Genomic DNA, 19,854 nt, shown 5'->3' on the forward strand with positions numbered 1-19,854 from the left:
TTTTATTTTAAGTAATATCACATTCAACTTATATAGATTTGTTTTTTTAAATGAAATATTTTCAGTTCACTATTATAATCAAATCTTTATTATAATTTTTTAACAATTGCATTATTATTTTATAATTATTTAAAAAATAATCATGTTAACTTTTATATTGTTATATTCCAATTAATTAATGCGCTGTCTTCGACAAAATAAATTTCTTACAAAAAATAAGTTTATTATTATATAATTTAAATTTTTTAACATTGAGTTTAATTTCAAATGGAAACTAAAATATTAGTTGATAGTCATATTTCTGCTAAAATTTGCCTATTATTATACTTTGATACTAATTAATTCTTTATTTTTTATGCATAAATGGCGTATATTGCTGTATATGCTTTGTTTACTTATGTAAAAGTTAGATGTTAAAAGCAGAATATGAAGCATATTCAAAAGTCTTAACTTATTGAATATATTTGCTATATTAGTTTTCATCCCGCGCTGTTAAAAGCATGAAAACAGCATGTTATAAATAATGGTGAGCGCATTTTTATGTCATACTTGACAAACTAACCGTGATCACTTGTTGGGATTATTTAGCTTTAATTTGATATTTTAATTTATAACTACAAAGTACACGGTGATGTTTCATGCATGTGTATATAACGTATTGGCTGTATAGAGGTAACTTGTGTCCACAATGAATAATAGCAAGAATATCAGTTTGAATGCTTTCAAACGACCACGTTCTTTTTATCTCATTTTTCAATTGAACTATGGGAAAGATTTGGCTTCAGTGGCTTACAGGGGATTTTGACAATTTATTTAACTCAAATGTTAGGAATGTCCGAAGCTCAATCTTTTATATTATTTTCTGCTTTTACTGCCTTAGTATATGGTTTTGTTGCAATTGGTGGATGGTTAGGTGATAAGGTATTAGGTACTAAAAGGGTTATTATATTAGGTGCTATCGTACTTATTCTCGGTTATGCTTTTATTGCTTATTCTAGTCACGATGTTTTATTGGTCTATCTAGGGTTAGCAACCATTGCAGTTGGTAATGGTTTATTTAAAGCAAATCCGTCTTCGTTACTTTCCACTTGTTATGATAAAAATGACCAGCGTCTCGACGGTGCGTTTACCATGTACTACATGGCTGTTAACATCGGATCATTCTTTTCTATGTTGGCCACACCCTGGTTAGCAAAGCATTATGGTTGGGATATTGCATTTTCATTAAGTGTGATTGGTCTGATTATTACTTTAGTTAATTTCTTATTATGTAAAAAGTGGGTCAAAGACTATGGTTCTAAACCTGATTTTCAATCGATAGAATTGTCTAAATATTTATTTACTATTATTGGTATAGTGGCACTCATTATACTTTCTAATTGGTTATTGCATAATATGGCTGTTGCAAGAGCCGCCCTGGCAATCATTTCATGTTTTATTGTAATTGTTTTTGTTAAGGAAACCATTACATTAAAAGGTGCAGCTCGCCGAAAAATGATTGTCGCATTTATTTTAATGATAGAGGCAGTTGTATTTTTTGTACTCTATAGTCAGATGCCAACATCATTAAATTTCTTTGCGATACATAATGTAGAACATAATATCTTGGGTATTAGTATTGAGCCTGCGCAATACCAAGCTTTGAACCCACTTTGGATCATGCTTGCCAGTCCGATTCTTGCATCTATATATAATAAGATGGGTGATAATTTACCTATGCCCCATAAATTTGCAATTGGAATGGTACTTTGTTCGACTGCATTTCTTGTCTTACCACTAGGTGCTAAGTTTGCTAATGACGCAGGCATTGTTTCTGTTAAATGGTTAGTACTTTCCTATGGTTTACAAAGTATTGGTGAATTGATGATTTCTGGTTTGGGATTAGCAATGGTAGCACAGCTAGTACCTCAACGCTTGATGGGCTTTATTATGGGTTCATGGTTTTTAACCAGCTCAGCTGCTGCTTTTATTGCAGGTTTTATTGCTTCTATGACAGCAACACCTCAAGGGGAGTCATTAAGCCCTTTAATATCTTTAGGCATATATAGTGATGTTTTCATGAAGATAGGTATGGTAACAGCGGTTATTGCATTAATTATGTTACTTACGGCGCCGTTACTTAATCGCATGACACAAGTATAAATTAGATATTTTATATCCAAGAAGCTATTGAACTTATGTTCAATAGCTTTTTTATTATTTTCATTTCAGATAATTTCTGGCTTTTGTATTATCGTATCAATTTAGCAGAAATTTTTAGAAAGTCAGCATTGGTTTGTTTGAGCAATTTATTGTTAAAAAATTAACTTTTTTGAGATGATTTATCAACATAATAACGAGCCTGATCACATATATATTATTCAAACCTTTTGGTTAAAAAATAGTTATTGATTTTAAAAAATTGCTATGTTTTTATTTAGTTATTCAATAATAAAAAGGGCATGTTTATGCAGTATGAAGGTCAATGTTTACATGGACACGTTATATTAAAAACAGAGCAACCTTGGTATGCAATCACAGCCTGCCATTGTAAGATGTGTCAAAAATGCAATGGTGAACAGTTAATGAGTTTTATTATTGAAAATGGTTTATCAATCAAAGATAAATCTACTGTAAGTCATAGTCGCTCTTCTGCATGGCTAATACGAACATTTTATAATAAATGCACTACACATCTTTTTTTTAAGATATATGAGCCTGAAAGTCATGGTATTAATGCCGCTTTATTTGAACAGAATCAAATTGGGTTTCTAGTTACTCAGTTTTATATTGGTTGTAAATATATGTATTATAACCTTATTGAACAAAAGTCATTGTTTGCACAACAACATATCCTTAATACTTAAAAATAAAATAAACTAGTTTTTGTTAGATTTATAATTCTATAATCATGAGTATCTTGGTAAAATTTTGGTTGATAGTATTGAGGAGATTCAATGAAAATAACTAAATATAATATCAATATATCAAGGTTGTTACTGTTTCTTTTGAATTTTAGCTTGGTAATTTTAGCAATATTACTGGTATTCTTTTTAGCAAGTAAAACTTACCTGTCAATATTATTATTTAGTATTAATTTAGCGAAACCATATTACTATTTACTTGAAGCTATTTTTACTTATATTCTTTCTTTTGAATTTATTGCATTAGTCATTAAATATTTTCAATCAAATAATCATTTTCCTTTATGTTATTTTATTTATATTGGCACTACAACTTGTATGTGTTTGATTATTATTGTTCACAAATATGCTATCAATGCTATTATTTATGGTGGAACGATTTTATTATTGGTTTCAGCTTTATATTTTACCAATACAGAAAAAATAAAACACAAATAATGATAGAAAATTATATTTCAAATGGTTTTATATTTATTATAAATAGTATCTAGCATAATCAATAATACTTTTATTTTATTAAATTTCTATTTTAAGTTATAAAATAGAGTGGTCATCTAGCATAAATAAATTTATATATTAAAGATAATGATATTTTTATTACTTATCAGAAGAGGGAGATTTCTTTGATCAGTGTTTTATTAGTCGAAGATAATGAGTTTATTCGATTGGGAATGCAGTCTATTTTTGATAAAACAAAAGGTATGAAAATAGCTGGGCATGTTGTCTCTTTGAATCAAGCTATCCAATGGTGCCGAAAATATACGGCGGAAATTATTTTATTAAATGGGAGAACAAGTGACTATGAGTTAATTAAAAAATTACAAAGTTTAATTAGGATGATCCCTGATATAGGCATAATTATGTATTCTACTGAAAAGAAAAATATCTATTTAATGAAGGCGCTAGAAGCAGGAACGCGAGGTATACTAAGTGTGAAAGCAAAAGAGAGCGATTTACTGCATGCCATTCGCGTCGTCAAGTTAAAGCAAAAATATTTGTCGCCTGATATTGCCCAATGGCTTGTACTACATCAATTAGATACAGAAATGAGCAACCCATTAAACCTTCTATCTAATCGTGAATTACAAATTATGCTTATGGTAACGCGTGGTATACCGGTTGGTGAGATAGCAAAACAGCTCAACTTAAATACAAAAACAATAAATAGCTACAGATATAGAATGTTTAGTAAACTAAAAGTTCGTAGTGATGTAGAATTAACTCATATAGCTATAACGAATGGATTGATTCAAACAGAGAGTTTTTATTATAGTGTCTGAACTATTTGATCCAAAAGTATTTTTGCAAACAGTTACTAATCAACCGGGTGTATATCGTATGTATGATACATCTGGGATAGTTATTTATGTCGGTAAAGCGAAGGATTTAAAAAAACGTTTAGTGAGTTATTTTAGAAAACAAGTAACAAGCCGTAAAACGGAACAACTGGTTAAAAATATTGCTCAGATTGATATTACCGTAACACATACAGAAACAGAGGCTTTATTACTTGAACATAACTATATTAAACTTTATCAGCCTCGTTATAATGTTTTACTAAGGGATGATAAATCCTATCCTTATATTTTTTTAAGTGCAGATAAACATCCACGTTTGGCGATGCATCGTGGTGCTATGAAAGCAAAGGGCGACTATTTTGGCCCATTTCCAAGTGTTCATGCCGTTAGAGAAACGCTGGCTTTATTACAAAAGCTTTTTCCACTGCGTCAGTGTGAAGATAGTGTCTATCGAAACCGATCCAGACCATGTCTTCAATATCAAATTAATCGCTGTCTTGGTCCGTGTGTTAGAGGGCTGGTTACTGATGAAGAATATCATCAACAAGTAGAATATGTTCGTTTATTCTTATCAGGTAAGGATCAGCAAGTTCTTAATCAATTAATCCAAAATATGGAGCAGGCCAGTCAAACGCTTAAATTTGAAAGTGCAGCACGTTATCGTGATCAAATACAAGCTGTTAGGGCGGTTACAGAGCAACAATTTGTTTCTGGTAATACGCAAGATCTAGATGTAATTAGCGTTGCTTATCACCTAGGTATTGCATGTGTTCAGGTACTTTTTATTCGACAAGGAAAAGTCCTTGGTAGCCGTAGCTATTATCCAAAGATCCCAGCAAACACTCAATTAAGTGAAGTGGTGCAAACATTTTTAGGTCAATTTTATTTGCAAGGTAGTGAAATTCGTTCTTTACCTGCGGAAATATTATTGGATTTTTTATTACCGGAAAAAGCGCTATTTGCTAATTTATTGACTAAAATAGCGGGACGTAAAATTAACATTCAAGTGCAACCGCGAGGGATAAAAGCTAAATATTTAAAACTAGCTCGTACTAATGCAGCGACAGCATTGGCAGCAAAAGTTGCACAACAATCTACCATTCATCAAAGAATGGAGGCATTAGCTGACTTGCTAGGATTAGAAAAAATTTATCGAATGGAATGTATTGATATTAGTCATACTTCAGGACAACAAACTGTAGCATCTTGTGTTGTTTTTGATAGTAATGGGCCCTTACGTTCTGAATATCGTCGTTATAATATAATTGATATTACGCCTGGTGATGACTATGCTGCTATGTATCAAGTTTTAACGAGACGTTATGGTAAACATGTAGATGAAAGTAAAGTGCCAGACGTGATTTTTATTGATGGCGGTAAGGGACAATTGGCCCAAGCAATTGGTGTATTCCAGGCATTAAATGTCGATTGGGATATTACGCGACCCAAATTGATAGGGGTAGCTAAAGGACATGATCGCAAAGCCGGCTTAGAAACATTGTTTTTTAAACCTGATGGTGAAGGCCTTGCGTTACCGCCTGATTCACCCGCACTACACTTAATACAAAATATTCGTGATGAATCACATAATCACGCGATTACCGGACATCGTCAGCGTAGGGCGAAAGTTAGAAATACCAGCACCTTAGAGTCTATTGAAGGTGTCGGTCCTAAACGCCGGCAACTGCTACTTAAATATATGGGGGGCTTACAAGCTCTGCGTAATGCCAGTATTGATGAAATCGCAAAAGTGCCAACGATTTCATATGCTCTAGCAGAAAAAATTCATAATGCGTTGAAGCAATAAGCTTAGTGGAATTGTATATATATTTTATTTTGGCCAGACAATTATAGAGCATGATGCAATTAAATATCCCAACTTGGTTAACACTTTTTCGTATCATATTGATTCCGTTTTTTGTGTTATTTTTTTATCTTCCTTTTCATTGGGCGCCTTTAGTTTGTGCGTTTCTTTTTGTTATTGCTGCGTTAACCGACTGGTTTGATGGTTTTCTGGCCAGACTCTGGCAGCAAACAACTAAATTTGGTGCATTTTTAGATCCGGTTGCTGATAAGATTATGGTAGTAACAGCATTAGTATTGGTAACCGAATATTATCATACTTGGTGGGTTACATTACCCACAGTGACGATGATTGCGCGTGAAATCATTATTTCCTCATTACGGGAATGGATGGCTGAAGTCGGTAAACGCAGTTGTGTAGCTGTTTCTTGGATTGGAAAATTTAAAACAGCTGCCCAGATGGGCTCATTAGTTGGATTGCTGTGGCATCCTAATATTCAAATTGAGATCATTGCTATCATATTACTTTATTTTGCTGCAGCTTTAACGTTTTGGTCTATGTTTCAATATTTATCTGCAGCTTGGAAAAATTTGCATGAAGCTTGATCGAAATGATTGAAAAACCAGCGAACGAACCGAATTAATAAATAATAGTATTGACTCAATACAGGAAACAAGTAGAATGCAGCGCATCAAACGATGCTAGGTTTAACAAACTAACTAAGCATAGTGAAAATGCGGGAATAGCTCAGTTGGTAGAGCACGACCTTGCCAAGGTCGGGGTCGCGAGTTCGAGTCTCGTTTCCCGCTCCAATATCTGCCCTACAAATAAGCTAGATTGAGTAGGGCGCGTTGGCAGAGTGGCCATGCAGCGGATTGCAAATCCGTCTACCTCGGTTCGACTCCGGGACGCGCCTCCAAAATTTAGCCCAGGTGGTGAAATCGGTAGACACAAGGGATTTAAAATCCCTCGGCCTTAAGGCTGTGCGGGTTCAAGTCCCGCCCTGGGCACCATACTAAAAATTCGTTGAGTATCAGCGAGTTAAGCAAAAAAAAGAGCAACCTTTAGGGTTGCTTTTTTTGTGGGTGGGATCACGTTTCACTATTATTGCGCTATTAATTTTCGCTACTAACTTACCAATTTGTTCCCGCTTTTGTCCTCCAACAGTTGGGACAATAGCAACTTTACGATCATATCTTGCGGTCTGTGATGGTGTTTTATGGCCAGAAATACTTTGTTTCTCGTTCAAGGTTCCTTCTAAGTCAGAAATTCCCTTGGCCTTCAAATCATGAAATGTAAAATTAAAATCTAAATATGGAAATTTTTTTGCGGCTTCTTGTTTGGCCTTTTGCCAGCGACTATTAAATCCATCACGGGTATATTTTGCGCCTTTAGGTTGATGAATGACATAAAGACTACTGATACCAGAATTAATTGGTAATGCTTTACTTAATTTAATTGCAGCTTTCAATCGATCCGTCCAAGCTTTAATTTGTTTTTTACCTGTTTTACCTTGTTTAATGAAGATTCCGTTATCAGATAACTGCGAATAAGTAAGCGTTAAAACATCCGCTTGCCTGGCACTACATAAATAAGCAATCTCCATTGCCACTTTTACCACATCAGCTGAAACAGAGTAGAGCGCATTATATTCATCATCAGTGATGTATCTATCGCGCGCAATTTCCTTAAATTGACGCACGCCTTTGCATGGATTACCTTTTACCATTCCGCGCTCGTATGCCCAGCTGAAAAGGCGAGATAAAAAAGCTTTCTCTCTGTTGGCCTGAGTTTGGCTTTTCAGCCCTCGTTTATCCATGTATTTTCGAATATGTTCAGGTTTTATATTGTCAGGTAACATTTTGCCAAATACTGGTAATAGTTTTTTTGTGTATTTTCTATAGTCGCCCTGTGATGTTGGAGATAAGTTTGTGAAGTCAGCAGAGAAAAAGAATTTATCGACCAAAGCATTAAGCGTTTCTTCATTTTTTTGGTCATTAATAAATTTTTCATAAGCAATCCAAACTTCAGCTTGTGTGAGTGTTAGGTTACATAGTCTAATCGTTTTTCCTCCAGGTGCTTGAAATTCAAAAGCAGATTTCCCTCTTCGTACTCGAGGAGGCATCCAATTATCTTCAGCATTTTTTCTTCTTCTAATTCGAACCATAATCACATCGCTCCAAAATCTGGCTCCTCTTGCTCTGCTATTTTAGCGCTTACCGCTAGCGGATGATTAAAATGTCCCCAGGTGGTTTTTGGCCGCCCATCTGGACGTTTAATAAAAAAGATGCCAGCCCGTTGTAACACTTCACATTGTTTAGATGGAAACTGATAGCCAGTCAGTTCTACCATTTCCTCTGGTGTGATAATGTCATGCTTGTTTCTCATCTTGGTCTTGCCTTATCATTAATAAAATAATCAGGTCGGCGGTATCACAGGCGATTTTAATCTCTGTCGGTGAACAAGGTTGATGTTGTATACTGGCTGTGAGCCGACCTAACTTGATATCAAATTCCGTTAATAACGATTGTCCGGGTTGCCAGGATAGTAATTGCATGGCTGATCACTCATCAAAGTTAGAGAAATCGCCATGCTAATGGCCGTTAAAAAATAAAACTGATTATGCCTAATCAATTTTTGGTCGTATAAACTCCTCGATAGGATAACATTCGGCCAATTGTCTTTTTCTGCTTAACAATGCCTGATCAATTAAACAGCTCTGTTCGTTCTGATAGCGATAACCTGAAAGTTGGAACTGACAATTGAGTGAGCTACATATCAACAGAAATAAAGCAAACATTATTGTTTACTCCGTGAGTGAGCAGCGATAATCGGCATTGGTTCGATTTTGATATGCGCTGGAAAATCATAACAAATATTGCATCGTCGATCGGTAGAGATAAAGCCGGCAGTACCATCGGGTAACGTAATTTTGACAGGTTGATCTTTATAATGTTGGTGTCTTAGCATTGGTCTTGCCTCTGTTTAATTGGGTCATTTGCATAATGAATACTCCGTACTGATTAGCGTTAATGAAGAGCGGCGGGATTAACCGGATAATCGAACTGGACAAGCAACGCTTTTTGCATCTGAGTTAACATTTGTTGCTCCTTAGAGGTAACATCCTTAGTCGCTGCCGTTGACCATTCAATCCGGCATTGATTGCTGCTGTTATCATGCTGAATGATAATGACTAATTTTGTCGCCATAAATGTATCTCCTGAGAAAGTGCCCAAGCCTGGGCACATAAATGATTAACGTACCATCAGTGACCGTTCACCAATTTCCAGATGTGCACCTGGGACAACGCTGCCTTTTTCAATCGCTTCTTTAATGGCTTTTTTGTCCGGTGCCGTGATTGTCTGTACATCAACCAGTTCATCGGGAAGTAGTGACTCATCATCAATAATCACTTTCACCACGCCACAACGTGCTGAGAAGGTATTTTTGATAGTTTTAAGTTTTTCCAGACCGGCTTTTAACAGACAATCCAGGGCATAATGTTTTAGCTGTTTTGCTTGGATTTCAAATGATTTACTGCGCTCTTTTAGTCGCTTTGCTTCATCATCCAGTGTTTTTACCTGACCTTCGATGTTACGTACATGGATCATAATTGCGTCCAGTTTGTCACCGAGTTGGCCTTCAATGCCCTCTAAGGTGTCGGCAATTTCTTCGCTAGTAAACTCGCCCTTTTCGACTAATTGTTGCAATTTTTCGTAGTCAGCGGCTAGTGCGATTGCGGTGGTTTGGCTCATTGGGTTGCTCCTTCCAGTTTTACCAGACACTCATGTTCAATTTGATTCAGTCGACGTAAACGGTCAGAGAGGTATTTTTCATATTCTTCATCGTTACGATCTTTTGCATGCTTAAGATGAACCGACATTTCTCGGGTGATGGTGGAAGCGATGCCGCGTAATTCATTTTTGGTAACGGCGGTTCGCATCGTTGCTGTATTGCGGGTGAACTTTTCATCCAGCTCTTTGCGTAAGCGGGCCAGATCTTCGGCTTTATCACTGGCCGCTTTAATATCAAATTCAATTTTGTTATCAAACAGATATTCAGGATTATCATGCATGCCCATAAATACGTCCGCTGAGAATCCCATCATGGATAAGGCTTTTTTTATCGCATCGGTAAAAGATTTTTTAATTGCTTCACCATCGGTTTTAATGCCGTGTTTGGTTTTATAGCGATAGGGTGTTGCTCCATAACTTTCTATTTCTGCTCGTTCACCATCAATGACATACCAAAACAGAATTTTAATTGAGTGGTTTTGTTCATAAATCAGTGAACCATCAGCATCCCGTAAAAAGCGGCTGCCAATTTGCTTATAGTGGTTATCAACAATAGGTTCTAGTAATGGGATACCATTAACTAATTTCTCTTCTAAAACCTGGTAGCCCCAGCCTTTGCCTAATGCGCCAAATATTTCTGTCGCCCGCATAAACATATAGGTACTATTAATACTTGTTCCAGTAAAACCAACGCCATCTAATGGCTTGGTAAAGCGGGGATCCGTTCTTTGAACCTGTTTCCAAATGCGCAAGTTATTTTGTGAAGATGCATCTTGTTGTTTGATGGTATCTTCAATAACTGCCGCTGCTGTTGAAAATCTTCAGTTGTTTGTATTGCTGGCTTATCCATCTCAGGTTGAAGCGTTTCAATTACTGAACTGTTCTTTTCTTTGACTTTTATTTCTTTTGTTTTACGTCCACGTTTGGATTTTTCGTTAGCGGGCTGTTCTATTGCGGTTTGTTGATTGTTAGAGCCTGATAATTTCTCCTCTATAAATGACTTTCTGCCATTAGCATCATTTACTAGTTGGGGATACTGTTTACTTTCCGTGATTAGCGCAAAAACCTGCTCTCTCGGCACGGCTAAAATACCAGGGTAGGTACGTAGCTCCATCGACCAGCGCTGCCATACTTCATTTTTTTCATTAATTAATGTTTTCGCTTGTCTTACATGACTGCTTAAAATGTTTTCATGATTAAAATCATCCAGTAAGGCTAATGCAATTTCGGTATCAAGCGTTGCGTAATTACGTGCTACTACTGGCTCATTGATGGGTGCAGCAGTAGATGGTGTATCCGCTAGCCAGCTTTCGGCTAGCTTCTGTGCCTGCTCGATATTGACATTCTCATCGGCATAGTCAAACACTGCTTGCGCAATTTCATTGGTTTGTTCTGCATCCATCACCGCTACTTGGGTTATTTTCGCTAAGCCTGCGGCAATATTTCGGATTTTGGGTTGCGCTTTACTTTGATGGACGAAGTAAATGGCTTTGTTGATATCTGATTTGAAAAATGAAGTTTTAGCAAAGAGTAAAATAGCGGCAATACGAACTATAACCGCTATTTTTTTGAACTCCACTGGTTTAGCGGGTTGCCAACTTTTACCATTAAACTCATTTTCAAGCGCAAACTGTTCATCAAATTGACCGACAGCCGGGCGGGGTGAACCTACCTGATCGAGACAGATTATGGGTTCATCGGTGTTGAATTTATCAATATCATCAGGATAGCTTTCTGATAACCTGATCATGGCACTGGCAACCGCTAATTTTTCATTCGCCGCGGTTAACGCAATTGATAGCGGTAAAGCACCATCTGCCCGAGCACTTATGGTAGGCTCGAATACACAAATATAGGTCTTCATTGGTCTAGCCTCTGTTGGTCAGGGATTTTGTGTAGTTGGGTAAAGTGGTTTATTTGCTAGACAAAGCAAATTATTGCTTTGTTTCTTGTGTTGATGTTTTGTTTTTGTGTGAGCCAGTTCTGATCTACTTGGCTTGCTGAAGAAAAGAATTTTAGGTTGTGCTTTCATAGCAACTCCTGTTAAAATAAAGACTGATCGATGATAGTTATCATTGGTCTTGCCTCTTTAGCGGATTGGTCTCCGCTGAGAATTCTGGCTGACTTTGGTCGGTCAGCCAGGTAAAAGAGCCCACTGCAGTGGGTTTTTTTACGTCTGTCATTGGGTGTCCGTCTTTCCGGACTGTCAGGTCTTTCCTAGTTTCTATCGTTAATTGCTCGATAGTGTCTTGCCTTGTCGAACTTTGGTCGGCGAATAATATAGTTCCCTGGTGTTAACAAAAAACTGTCGTTTATCGTGGTAATCATGGCCGGTCGTGATGAGTGCAGCGGTTCTCCTCCAACAAACGACAGTGAATCAAATTAGTCTGAACACTTACCTAAACACTTGCTGTGTTGTTTTATATGAGCAAATCATCCAGTTATTCATATGCCACTGGCGGCTACTTCGCGGGCGTCCTGCCTGTTTGCTTTTTATCGTAGTTTAGTAAACAATAAACCAAAGTAAATTAAAAAATAAACAAAATAACTGAAATTTATTTTGTCTTAACTCATATATTGTTTAATATATTGATTATTAGAAAATTATTTTGATATATAGCGAAAGAAATTCACTAAAAAATATATAAATTATCAATTTGTTGATATAAAAATAATTAGTTAATCAAATAATTATCTAGGATAGATAGAGAGGGAGCTACAGTAGGAAATACTATAAACTGCATAAAACAAATATTAATATTGATTAGTTTGTTTTATAAGAAAATATTGTGATTCATTGCGCTTTTTTCTGTTGTTTTTTGTGTAATAATTCAGCTAGTAATTTATCATAGTGCTGTTTTTTCTCTTCAAGATTTTTTATCAAAGCATCAGCTTCGCAATCAGGTAGCGCATCAAATAGCTCTAATAATACTTTTTGTCTTGGCGTTAGCTTTATCTGGTAATGATTTTCTGAACAAGTGGCATTGAGAGCATCATCTAAATAGCCTTTAGGCATATGGTAATCTTTTTCTAATCGCCTAGCTGCTCTTTCACCAAAGGATGCCTTACCATTCAAAAGCTGTGATAAATAGCTTTTTTCCTTTTCAGGCAGTGTTTTGTTGGAAAACCATTCTTTCAATTTTTTTTGTCTAATATTCTTCATACTTATTTTATTCATAATGATTATATGTCTGGATTTCTACTTCTTATATCTGAATTCTGATTAGTATTCACTAAACAAGCAAATACTTAACAAAGGTTTAGCGTTCATTAAACTGATTTTATTTCAAATGAAGAGGTGTTTATGAAACTAAATGAATACATAGCTAGTTTAAAGCATGGTGAAGCTAAACTTTTAGCTCAAAAACTGGGCGTTTCTAGTTCCTATTTATCACAAATGGCACATGGCTATGCTCCGGTTCCGCCAACAAGGTGTTTTGCCATAGAAAATGCGACTAATGGCAGAGTGACAAGGCCTGAACTTCGACCACACGATTTGCAAAAAATCTGGCCAGAAATGAATATTAACTAAAAAAATAAACATAAACTGATTAATACTAATCAATTTTGCGACAGGAGACGCAAATCAACATGGAAATTGATATCCAAGCGCTCAAAGATGAAATAGAAATTTGGGCAATGGCCAGCGGACAGGAGCGTGTAGCGATTGAAGTAAGCCGCATGTATTTTCAGCTTAATTCAGGTGGCAAACCTAGGTTAAGCCAGATCGAAGATAAAGCAGGACAAGCAGATTGGAAAGCCATTAACAATAACCGGCAACAGATTTTCCGTTGGTTACGGGGTGACTCCAAGGCGGCAAAACAAAAGTTTTGTGATTTGATACCAGCCATTATGGCGGTTTTACCTGCTGAACAGAAGGCAAAAATTGACGGTAATCGCATCAATTATTTAGCTTCAATTGCCATCAAACAATTCGCAGCGGCAATGTCTGAGACATTGTTAGGAGGACATGACATATCACGACAAATTACTAATGCAGTAACCGCTTTAAACGCTATCCAATACCGCGCCTGACCAGCGTATAACAGACTTGGGGTAAGACTAAATGTTAAGGACTATCGATATGATCACTTATCGTGATGGCTTTCGCTTAAACGGTAAACCTGCCACGATTGACCAGATCCAACCTATTTATGATGGTCGCTATGCAGCTGCACTCTCCATTTGGCACCAATACGAACAGCAAAAAGCGAAACTGCGTCAGCTTAATCTTAATTCAACCGAGTATCAAAACGCATGCCGTGATATTGCTCGCGCGCTGGGAGTGTAATATGCAAAATTATATGACCGCGACTGTGGCAAGCATGGCAAAAATTAACATATCAGGCAATATAATACCGGCAACCTGGTGGAAGAATGTAAAAATGCCGTCAGGTAAACCAGATTGTAAAGCTATTATGCTGTTGTCTGAAATTGTTTATTGGTATCGGCCGATGGAGGTGAGGGACGAATACAGCGGAGAATTTAAGGGGTTTCGCAAACGTTTTAGTGGTGACAAGTTACAGCGTAGTTATCAGTCATTTGCTGATCGCTATGGCTTTACTAAACGGGAAGTCACCGATGCGATTAAGCGATTATCAGCGCAAGGCTTAATCACTATTGAATTTAGGACCATCAATACCGCTAAGGGTGTGGCGAATAACGTATTATTTATCGAGCCGGTGGTCGCTAAAATAGAAAAAATTACTCATCCAGGCCAGCAAGATAATTTTTCAAGTGATGCCAGTCATTCATCTTTAGACCCTATCACCAATAAACGGGATAGCTCCTGCGAAAATTCGGCAGACCTATCACAAAAAAATGCGATAGCTCCCCCGAAAATTCGGCAGACAAATACAAAAGATTATAACAAGATTAATAAAGATATTACTGATGGTGTATCAGACGGCGCTGACACACCGATTACAGAAGCAAATAAATTAAACTATCAACAAATTATTGCAGCCTACCATAACCTCTTGCCTGATATGCCAGAAATCCGGGTTTTGACCGATGCCCGAAAGCGCATGCTTAAAAATTTCTGGCAGAAATTTAAATTCAATCAGCAGCGATGGGAAAATTATTTAACTTATATCGCTGACCATTGCCGTTGGATGCAACAAGATCGGGAAAATGGCCGTGGCGGATTGTGGCGAAGAAAAAATTTAGATTATTTGATCACTGAGCGTTGTTATGTTGCCGTCAAGGAGGAGCGGGCAAATGACAAATAACTTCATGCAGCCACCTCATAATCTTAGTGCTGAACAGGCAGTGCTTGGCGGTTTGATGTTAAGCACCGATGACGAGAAACGCTATTTGGTTACTTCGCTAATTAAAGCCGGATCGTTTTATCAAGGGTCACATCAGCGTATTTATGCCGAGATTGTTAAACTAATAAAATCCAATAAGCCGACGGATATTATCACCGTTAGTGATTCATTGAAGGAAAACGGCGAATTAACCAATGTGGGTGGTTTTGCCTATATTGCCGAGTTGTGCCAATTACCGACCACGGCAAATATTGTCAGTTACGCAAAAATCGTCAGAGATAAATCCATCCAACGCTACGCAATCGATAATTTAAATTCCTGTATTGAAATGATGATGGCCAATGATGGGATTGAGACAAATATAAAATTATCCCATATGCAACAAATGATCAGCCAGCTGATAGAGCATGCCAGAACAGGTAAAAGTAAAGGTTTAAGGCCGGCCAAAGAGGTTATTGGCGATTGGCTGAATGAGGTAGAAAGGCGTTTTGCTGATCCACAAAATGCCGCCGGGTTCACATTAGGCATTGGATCATTAGATGAAATTATGGCGCCTAAACAGGCATTACGTGGCTCATTAGTGGTTATCGGCGCCCGGCCTAAAATGGGGAAAACTGCTTTTTTCAACCGTGTTGCCAGCCATTTTCCTTAAATCATCAATTGCCAACTTTGTTATTTAGTCTGGAAATGACCGACAGAGGCATTATCGAGCGAATGGTTGCGCAGGAAGGCAATGTGTCGGCAGATATTTTTTACACCGGCGCTTATGATGATAGTGATATGAGTAGGGCACTAGCCAGAGCGCAAGAGATTGCTGAATCCAATATGTATATTGATAGCACGCCCGGGGTTGATATTCACCATATCATTGCAGAGTGTCGAAAAATAAAACGAGCAAAAGGACAAATTGGCCTCATTGGGGTTGATTATTTGACGCTAATCAAAGCAGGTAAAGCCGAACGGCGAGATATTGCTTATGGTGATATCACTACTGAATTAAAAAATTTAGCCAAAGAGATGGATTGCGTCGTTTTGCTGCTGACGCAACTGAATCGCAAATTAGAAGAGCGAGCGGATAAAAGACCTTATCCAGCCGATAGTCGCGATACAGGCCAAATCGAGCAGGATTGTGACGTCTGGATCGGGTTATATCGGGATGTGGTATATAACCAAAATAGCGATGCGTCATTAATGGAAATAATTTTGCGACTAAATCGTGATGGTAAAACAGGTACCGCTTATGCGCAGCTGGTCAATTCCTATATTAAAAATATCGATAACAATGAAGCCAAGTGGTTACTGCAGAAAGGGAAAAGTCAGAGTGAACATTATGCGCGTAAAAGGGCAAATCATTATCAGCGAGAAACGCAAGGGTTTTGAGTGTAGTAAGTTGCTTTGTCTAAAAATTAATTTTAATGTGATATTTCTATCATTTTTGTTATCAGAAATTGCACTTAATAAATTTATCCATATGATTAATAATCAATTTTTATTGATTGAGGATTGTGATGCGTAGTCGTTTTAAAGGATTTTATGATCTGACCACTAAAGAAGAAAAAGCAATATTTAATAGTAAAGATACAATTTTAGTATTCGATACTAATTGCTTTTTCAATCTATATAGGTGTGAAGAAGATAGCAGACAAGTTTTTATTAATGTTTTGGAAAAAATCGAAGATCGATTATGGTTTCCCTTTCAAGTATGTTTAGAATATCAAAGAAATAGACTATCAACGATCCAAAGTTCGTTAAATGAGTTAAAAAGTATAGACGCTGATTTTAGAAATATTGTAGACCAGTTGAATAAATTATGTAGTGATAAAGGAAATATTAAGAAAAAATATCAGAATTTACATGGTGAATTATGTAAGTTACGCAATGGTGTAAAAAATGATTTAGAAGATTTTATCACTAAAAATATCGAACCAAGAATAAGTGAAAATGACTATATATTTAATACTGATGAAATTAGGAATTGGATTGATGAAATTTCCAAAGATAAAATAGGCGAACAATTAACGCAGAAAGAAGTAGATGAAATAAACACTGAAGGTGAAAAACGTTATAAAAATAAAATAGGTCCTGGATGGGGAGATGAGAAAAAAGAAAAAGAGCATTGTTTTAACGGAATTTATTATAAAGGTAAGTTTGGTGATTTGTATTTATGGAAGGAGTTATTAAAAAAAGTATCTAATAAAAAGATTAAAAATGTAATTTTCATAACGAATGATGCAAAAGATGATTGGTGGTATAAGCTTGAAAAAATAATAGAACCTTTAGGTTCTTTAGAAATATTAAAAACAGAAATAACTAGCAATGGGGCTGATACATTTAAAATGTATACCCAGTCATCATTCCTTCTTGCCGCGAAGAATTTTATAAAAGACGCTGAAATTAGTGATTCGTCTATTACAGAATTTGAATATTTAAATGATAATACAAACGATTATACATCATTAGTAAAATCAATATATGATCAATTAGATGAATGTGAATATCCATTCACAGAATTTTTAGAAGCTAATCCTAGTTTACTTAGCTATATATTTGAACGTGATCATTTCAAAAGATCTTTTATTAGTAAAAATAATAATTCTGATTGGAAAGCAATTCTTGAATTCATTAATAATGATTCATCTTATTGTCTAGATGAGTCTACTAAAGTTAAAAATTTAAATTATTATAATGTTAGTTCGCGTTATAGATTAAAATTCTTAGGACAGAAATAAATATAATACATAAGAAAATTAAAGAATTACGTGATAGTAATATAAGTGAGAATGATTGCCAAATTGAAGATTTAATAATTAAATTAGAACATAAAATTAATGAATTAAAACAATTGGAAAAATTGCTTGAATAAGGTATATCTTAATCTATAGCATATGTATAATATACTCAATTGGCCTGAACACCCAATAACCTAAACACTTGCTGTGTCAACTAAGAGAAAAGTATGACACAGCATAACTTTATCAAAATTTCAAACGACACTCTGGTCGCAGCAGATCCGGCGACTAAAGATTACCTCCATTACAAAATCAAATGTGGTGATGTGCTTTATGCTGATGTTAAAAAGGCACGCAATCCACGCTTCCACCGTAAATACTTTGCCCTCCTCAATCTGGGTTATCACTATTGGCAACCGACGGGCGGGACTATATCGCCGACGGAAAAACAGCTTATTAATGGTTATGTAAAGTTTCTTGCTTATTACACCGAGCATGCTGATGCACTGCAGTCTGCAGCAGATGTCTATCTTGCCGAAATAGCGCATAAGCGCGCTGGTAATATTTCTATCACTAAATCCTTTGATGCCTTTCGCTATTGGGTTGTTGAACAAGCCGGCCATTATCAAACTTATCAAATGCCTGACGGAAGCTTAAGACGGGTCGCTAAATCAATCAGCTTTGCCAAAATGGACGAACTTGAATTTGGCGAACTGTATAAATCTACCCTCGATGTGCTATGGAACTTTATCTTACACCGCAATTTTCCAAACCAACAAGCGGCTGAAAATGCCGCTGCCCAATTGTTAAATTTTACTTAAAGAGGCAAGACCAATGACTAAAGCAAAAAACAAAGATGAACAGCAGTGGCTGGCAGATGTCGCCCAGTTAGGCTGTATTTGTTGTCGTAATATGGGCTGTGGTGCAAGCTTAGCGGAAATTCATCATGTTCGTACAGGACAGGGAATGGGGCAACGGGCTAGCCACAAGGAAGTGTTAGGTTTATGTCCACCTCACCATCGAGCCAGTTATCCTACTGGTTTTCATGCGGCACCGAAAAGCTGGCAACGGATTCACGGTACCGAAACCGAGTTATTAAAGCAGACTGAGCGAGAAGTGATGGAGCTGCGCGCATGGCGAGTATGAAACCTGTTTCTGATAGCTTGTGTCTTACGCAGGATCAGGATCTTTGGCTACAACATTGGCTATCAAAATTTGGTGCCTGGGTATATAGCGGGCGGTTAGAGAAAAGACAAAGTAGCATTATCGCTCAATTAATGTTGACAGTGGAGCGACGGGATGAACCATGGCGCGAAATGTGTAGTGACGATGACGGACTATTTATAGCAAAAGTGGTTGATAATATATATCAGCTGGATCGGATCGCTTTTTCGTTATTACTCTGTCGTTATGTGTTTAATCGTTCTGATCGGGCGATTGCACGCTATTATCATAGCCTGGTAAAACCTCGTGTAATGATACGGCGTAATCGAACTCAGGAATACCGCAAACCTTCAATGTCAACTTGTCGTCGGGAAGTTAATGAAATTCTCAGTGCGGCAGAATATCTTATTTATCCAATACTTAAAAATGCGTTTAAAAAGCGTGAAAATGAGTCGAAAACAAGAAAAAATGACAAGAACTTGTTGACATCGTTGATCCAATGAGCCACTATTCTAATATAAGTTGCCGTTTTTATAACAGTGACCAACTGACCCAGCCGCCGCGCTGGGTTTTTTGTTTCTACAGAACTTGCTATTCACTTTGGACAGAGTTACATGTGTGTATACGCACAATAACTGACTAAAGGTTTAAAATAGCATGTTAAAACAAACTGATATGACTGCACAGGCCGCATGCGTTTTAGCGGCATTGCCAGTCAATAAATGGTTAACCGTACCGGTAATCGCAGAAATAACGGGGTTACCTGAACCCCGCTGTCAATTGCTATTAACGCAATTCAGTCTGGCCGGCCTGATAACAGGCCGGGATAACTACACATTATTTAAACGACTTTAAGCTGTGAAATGGGCGGCTGGTGGGTGTTGGTAGCACC

27 protein-coding genes, 3 tRNA genes and 1 pseudogene are annotated in these 19,854 nt (G+C 36.7%); 20 read left to right on the plus strand and 11 right to left on the minus strand.

What is annotated here, in order from left to right; all coding sequences use genetic code 11:
• The first annotated feature begins 679 nt into the window (after positions 1-679).
• The 9 genes and pseudogenes from dtpA to LDL57_RS06650 all read left to right on the plus strand — a co-directional run bounded on the left by dtpA (position 680) and on the right by LDL57_RS06650 (position 7,018).
• Positions 680-2,142, plus strand: a pseudogene (gene dtpA, locus LDL57_RS06610) (dipeptide/tripeptide permease DtpA).
• Positions 2,143-2,447: 305 nt separating this feature from the next.
• Positions 2,448-2,846 (plus strand): GFA family protein, encoded by a 399-nt coding sequence (locus LDL57_RS06615; RefSeq protein WP_180558874.1) that lies wholly within the window; start codon positions 2,448-2,450, stop codon positions 2,844-2,846.
• 90 nt (positions 2,847-2,936) lie between these two features.
• A complete protein-coding gene (locus LDL57_RS06620) occupies positions 2,937-3,341 on the plus strand; it encodes a phosphate-starvation-inducible PsiE family protein (protein ID WP_180558875.1) in 405 nt (134 codons plus the stop codon).
• 185 nt (positions 3,342-3,526) lie between these two features.
• Positions 3,527-4,183, plus strand: a complete 657-nt coding sequence (locus LDL57_RS06625) for a LuxR C-terminal-related transcriptional regulator (RefSeq protein WP_180558876.1) — start codon at positions 3,527-3,529, stop codon at positions 4,181-4,183.
• Positions 4,176-6,008 (plus strand): excinuclease ABC subunit UvrC, encoded by a 1,833-nt coding sequence (gene uvrC / locus LDL57_RS06630; protein WP_180558877.1) that lies wholly within the window; start codon positions 4,176-4,178, stop codon positions 6,006-6,008. The genes LDL57_RS06625 and uvrC overlap by 8 nt, the downstream gene beginning before the upstream one ends.
• 53 nt (positions 6,009-6,061) lie before the next feature.
• Complete coding sequence (pgsA, locus tag LDL57_RS06635) at positions 6,062-6,610, plus strand: CDP-diacylglycerol--glycerol-3-phosphate 3-phosphatidyltransferase (RefSeq protein ID WP_180558908.1); 549 nt, start codon at positions 6,062-6,064, stop codon at positions 6,608-6,610.
• 131 nt (positions 6,611-6,741) lie between these two features.
• A tRNA-Gly gene (locus LDL57_RS06640) sits at positions 6,742-6,817 on the plus strand.
• A 33-nt stretch (positions 6,818-6,850) separates the two neighbouring features.
• Positions 6,851-6,924: transfer RNA gene (locus LDL57_RS06645), tRNA-Cys, on the plus strand.
• Positions 6,925-6,931: 7 nt separating this feature from the next.
• A tRNA-Leu gene (locus tag LDL57_RS06650) sits at positions 6,932-7,018 on the plus strand.
• Positions 7,019-7,038: 20 nt separating this feature from the next.
• Here the strand turns inward: LDL57_RS06650 and LDL57_RS06655 are convergent.
• The 11 genes from LDL57_RS06655 to LDL57_RS06705 all read right to left on the minus strand — a co-directional run bounded on the left by LDL57_RS06655 (position 7,039) and on the right by LDL57_RS06705 (position 12,962).
• Positions 7,039-8,172 (minus strand): tyrosine-type recombinase/integrase, encoded by a 1,134-nt coding sequence (locus tag LDL57_RS06655; RefSeq protein WP_225507335.1) that lies wholly within the window; start codon positions 8,170-8,172, stop codon positions 7,039-7,041.
• Between the two features lie 2 nt (positions 8,173-8,174).
• Positions 8,175-8,393, minus strand: coding sequence for a DUF4224 domain-containing protein (locus tag LDL57_RS06660; protein ID WP_180558878.1), 219 nt, complete (start codon positions 8,391-8,393; stop codon positions 8,175-8,177).
• Positions 8,377-8,562 (minus strand): hypothetical protein, encoded by a 186-nt coding sequence (locus LDL57_RS06665; RefSeq protein WP_180558879.1) that lies wholly within the window; start codon positions 8,560-8,562, stop codon positions 8,377-8,379. The genes LDL57_RS06660 and LDL57_RS06665 overlap by 17 nt, the downstream gene beginning before the upstream one ends.
• 69 nt (positions 8,563-8,631) lie before the next feature.
• Complete coding sequence (locus tag LDL57_RS06670) at positions 8,632-8,805, minus strand: DUF1482 family protein (RefSeq protein ID WP_180558880.1); 174 nt, start codon at positions 8,803-8,805, stop codon at positions 8,632-8,634.
• Positions 8,805-8,975 (minus strand): hypothetical protein, encoded by a 171-nt coding sequence (locus LDL57_RS06675; protein ID WP_180558881.1) that lies wholly within the window; start codon positions 8,973-8,975, stop codon positions 8,805-8,807. Before LDL57_RS06675 ends, LDL57_RS06670 begins: the two co-directional genes overlap by 1 nt.
• Positions 8,976-9,034: 59 nt before the next feature.
• Positions 9,035-9,214 (minus strand): hypothetical protein, encoded by a 180-nt coding sequence (locus tag LDL57_RS06680; RefSeq protein ID WP_180558882.1) that lies wholly within the window; start codon positions 9,212-9,214, stop codon positions 9,035-9,037.
• Between the two features lie 45 nt (positions 9,215-9,259).
• On the minus strand, positions 9,260-9,760 hold the full coding sequence (locus LDL57_RS06685; protein WP_180558883.1) for a siphovirus Gp157 family protein: 501 nt from the start codon (positions 9,758-9,760) through the stop codon (positions 9,260-9,262).
• Positions 9,757-10,551, minus strand: a complete 795-nt coding sequence (locus tag LDL57_RS06690) for a hypothetical protein (protein ID WP_225507337.1) — start codon at positions 10,549-10,551, stop codon at positions 9,757-9,759. Before LDL57_RS06690 ends, LDL57_RS06685 begins: the two co-directional genes overlap by 4 nt.
• Positions 10,497-11,663 carry a phage-associated endonuclease gene (locus LDL57_RS06695; protein ID WP_225507339.1) on the minus strand — a complete coding sequence of 389 codons (1,167 nt, stop codon included), beginning with the start codon at positions 11,661-11,663 and terminating at the stop codon, positions 10,497-10,499. Before LDL57_RS06695 ends, LDL57_RS06690 begins: the two co-directional genes overlap by 55 nt.
• Before the next feature lie 18 nt (positions 11,664-11,681).
• Positions 11,682-11,831 (minus strand): hypothetical protein, encoded by a 150-nt coding sequence (locus LDL57_RS06700; protein WP_180558884.1) that lies wholly within the window; start codon positions 11,829-11,831, stop codon positions 11,682-11,684.
• Positions 11,832-12,593: 762 nt separating this feature from the next.
• Positions 12,594-12,962, minus strand: a complete 369-nt coding sequence (locus LDL57_RS06705; protein ID WP_225507341.1) for a hypothetical protein — start codon at positions 12,960-12,962, stop codon at positions 12,594-12,596.
• Positions 12,963-13,103: 141 nt separating this feature from the next.
• Here LDL57_RS06705 and LDL57_RS06710 point away from each other — a divergent pair, with 141 nt between their 5' ends.
• The 11 genes from LDL57_RS06710 to LDL57_RS06760 all read left to right on the plus strand — a co-directional run bounded on the left by LDL57_RS06710 (position 13,104) and on the right by LDL57_RS06760 (position 19,817).
• Positions 13,104-13,331 carry a transcriptional regulator gene (locus LDL57_RS06710; RefSeq protein ID WP_180558886.1) on the plus strand — a complete coding sequence of 76 codons (228 nt, stop codon included), beginning with the start codon at positions 13,104-13,106 and terminating at the stop codon, positions 13,329-13,331.
• A gap of 59 nt (positions 13,332-13,390) precedes the next feature.
• Positions 13,391-13,834, plus strand: coding sequence for a toxin YdaT family protein (locus tag LDL57_RS06715; protein ID WP_180558887.1), 444 nt, complete (start codon positions 13,391-13,393; stop codon positions 13,832-13,834).
• Positions 13,835-13,865: 31 nt separating this feature from the next.
• A complete protein-coding gene (locus tag LDL57_RS06720; RefSeq protein ID WP_180558888.1) occupies positions 13,866-14,090 on the plus strand; it encodes a hypothetical protein in 225 nt (74 codons plus the stop codon).
• Between the two features lies 1 nt (position 14,091).
• Positions 14,092-15,030, plus strand: a complete 939-nt coding sequence (locus tag LDL57_RS06725; RefSeq protein ID WP_225507343.1) for a hypothetical protein — start codon at positions 14,092-14,094, stop codon at positions 15,028-15,030.
• The gene (locus LDL57_RS06730; RefSeq protein WP_225507345.1) at positions 15,020-15,721 is read left to right on the plus strand and encodes a replicative DNA helicase; all 702 of its coding nucleotides are present in this window, start codon (positions 15,020-15,022) and stop codon (positions 15,719-15,721) included. The genes LDL57_RS06725 and LDL57_RS06730 overlap by 11 nt, the downstream gene beginning before the upstream one ends.
• Before the next feature lie 35 nt (positions 15,722-15,756).
• Positions 15,757-16,449: a DnaB-like helicase C-terminal domain-containing protein gene (locus LDL57_RS06735; RefSeq protein WP_233458122.1), complete on the plus strand. Its 693-nt coding sequence runs from the start codon at positions 15,757-15,759 to the stop codon at positions 16,447-16,449.
• A 128-nt stretch (positions 16,450-16,577) separates the two neighbouring features.
• The gene (locus LDL57_RS06740) at positions 16,578-17,798 is read left to right on the plus strand and encodes a PIN-like domain-containing protein (protein ID WP_180558890.1); all 1,221 of its coding nucleotides are present in this window, start codon (positions 16,578-16,580) and stop codon (positions 17,796-17,798) included.
• 227 nt (positions 17,799-18,025) lie between these two features.
• Positions 18,026-18,619 (plus strand): DUF1367 family protein, encoded by a 594-nt coding sequence (locus tag LDL57_RS06745; protein WP_180558891.1) that lies wholly within the window; start codon positions 18,026-18,028, stop codon positions 18,617-18,619.
• Between the two features lie 13 nt (positions 18,620-18,632).
• A complete protein-coding gene (locus LDL57_RS06750; RefSeq protein ID WP_180558892.1) occupies positions 18,633-18,944 on the plus strand; it encodes a Ref family recombination enhancement nuclease in 312 nt (103 codons plus the stop codon).
• Positions 18,932-19,465 carry an antiterminator Q family protein gene (locus tag LDL57_RS06755; RefSeq protein ID WP_180558893.1) on the plus strand — a complete coding sequence of 178 codons (534 nt, stop codon included), beginning with the start codon at positions 18,932-18,934 and terminating at the stop codon, positions 19,463-19,465. Before LDL57_RS06750 ends, LDL57_RS06755 begins: the two co-directional genes overlap by 13 nt.
• A gap of 154 nt (positions 19,466-19,619) precedes the next feature.
• Positions 19,620-19,817, plus strand: a complete 198-nt coding sequence (locus tag LDL57_RS06760; RefSeq protein WP_180558894.1) for a hypothetical protein — start codon at positions 19,620-19,622, stop codon at positions 19,815-19,817.
• Positions 19,818-19,854: the final 37 nt, after the last annotated feature.

The organism is Arsenophonus apicola, from assembly GCF_020268605.1.
Lineage (GTDB): Bacteria > Pseudomonadota > Gammaproteobacteria > Enterobacterales > Enterobacteriaceae > Arsenophonus > Arsenophonus apicola.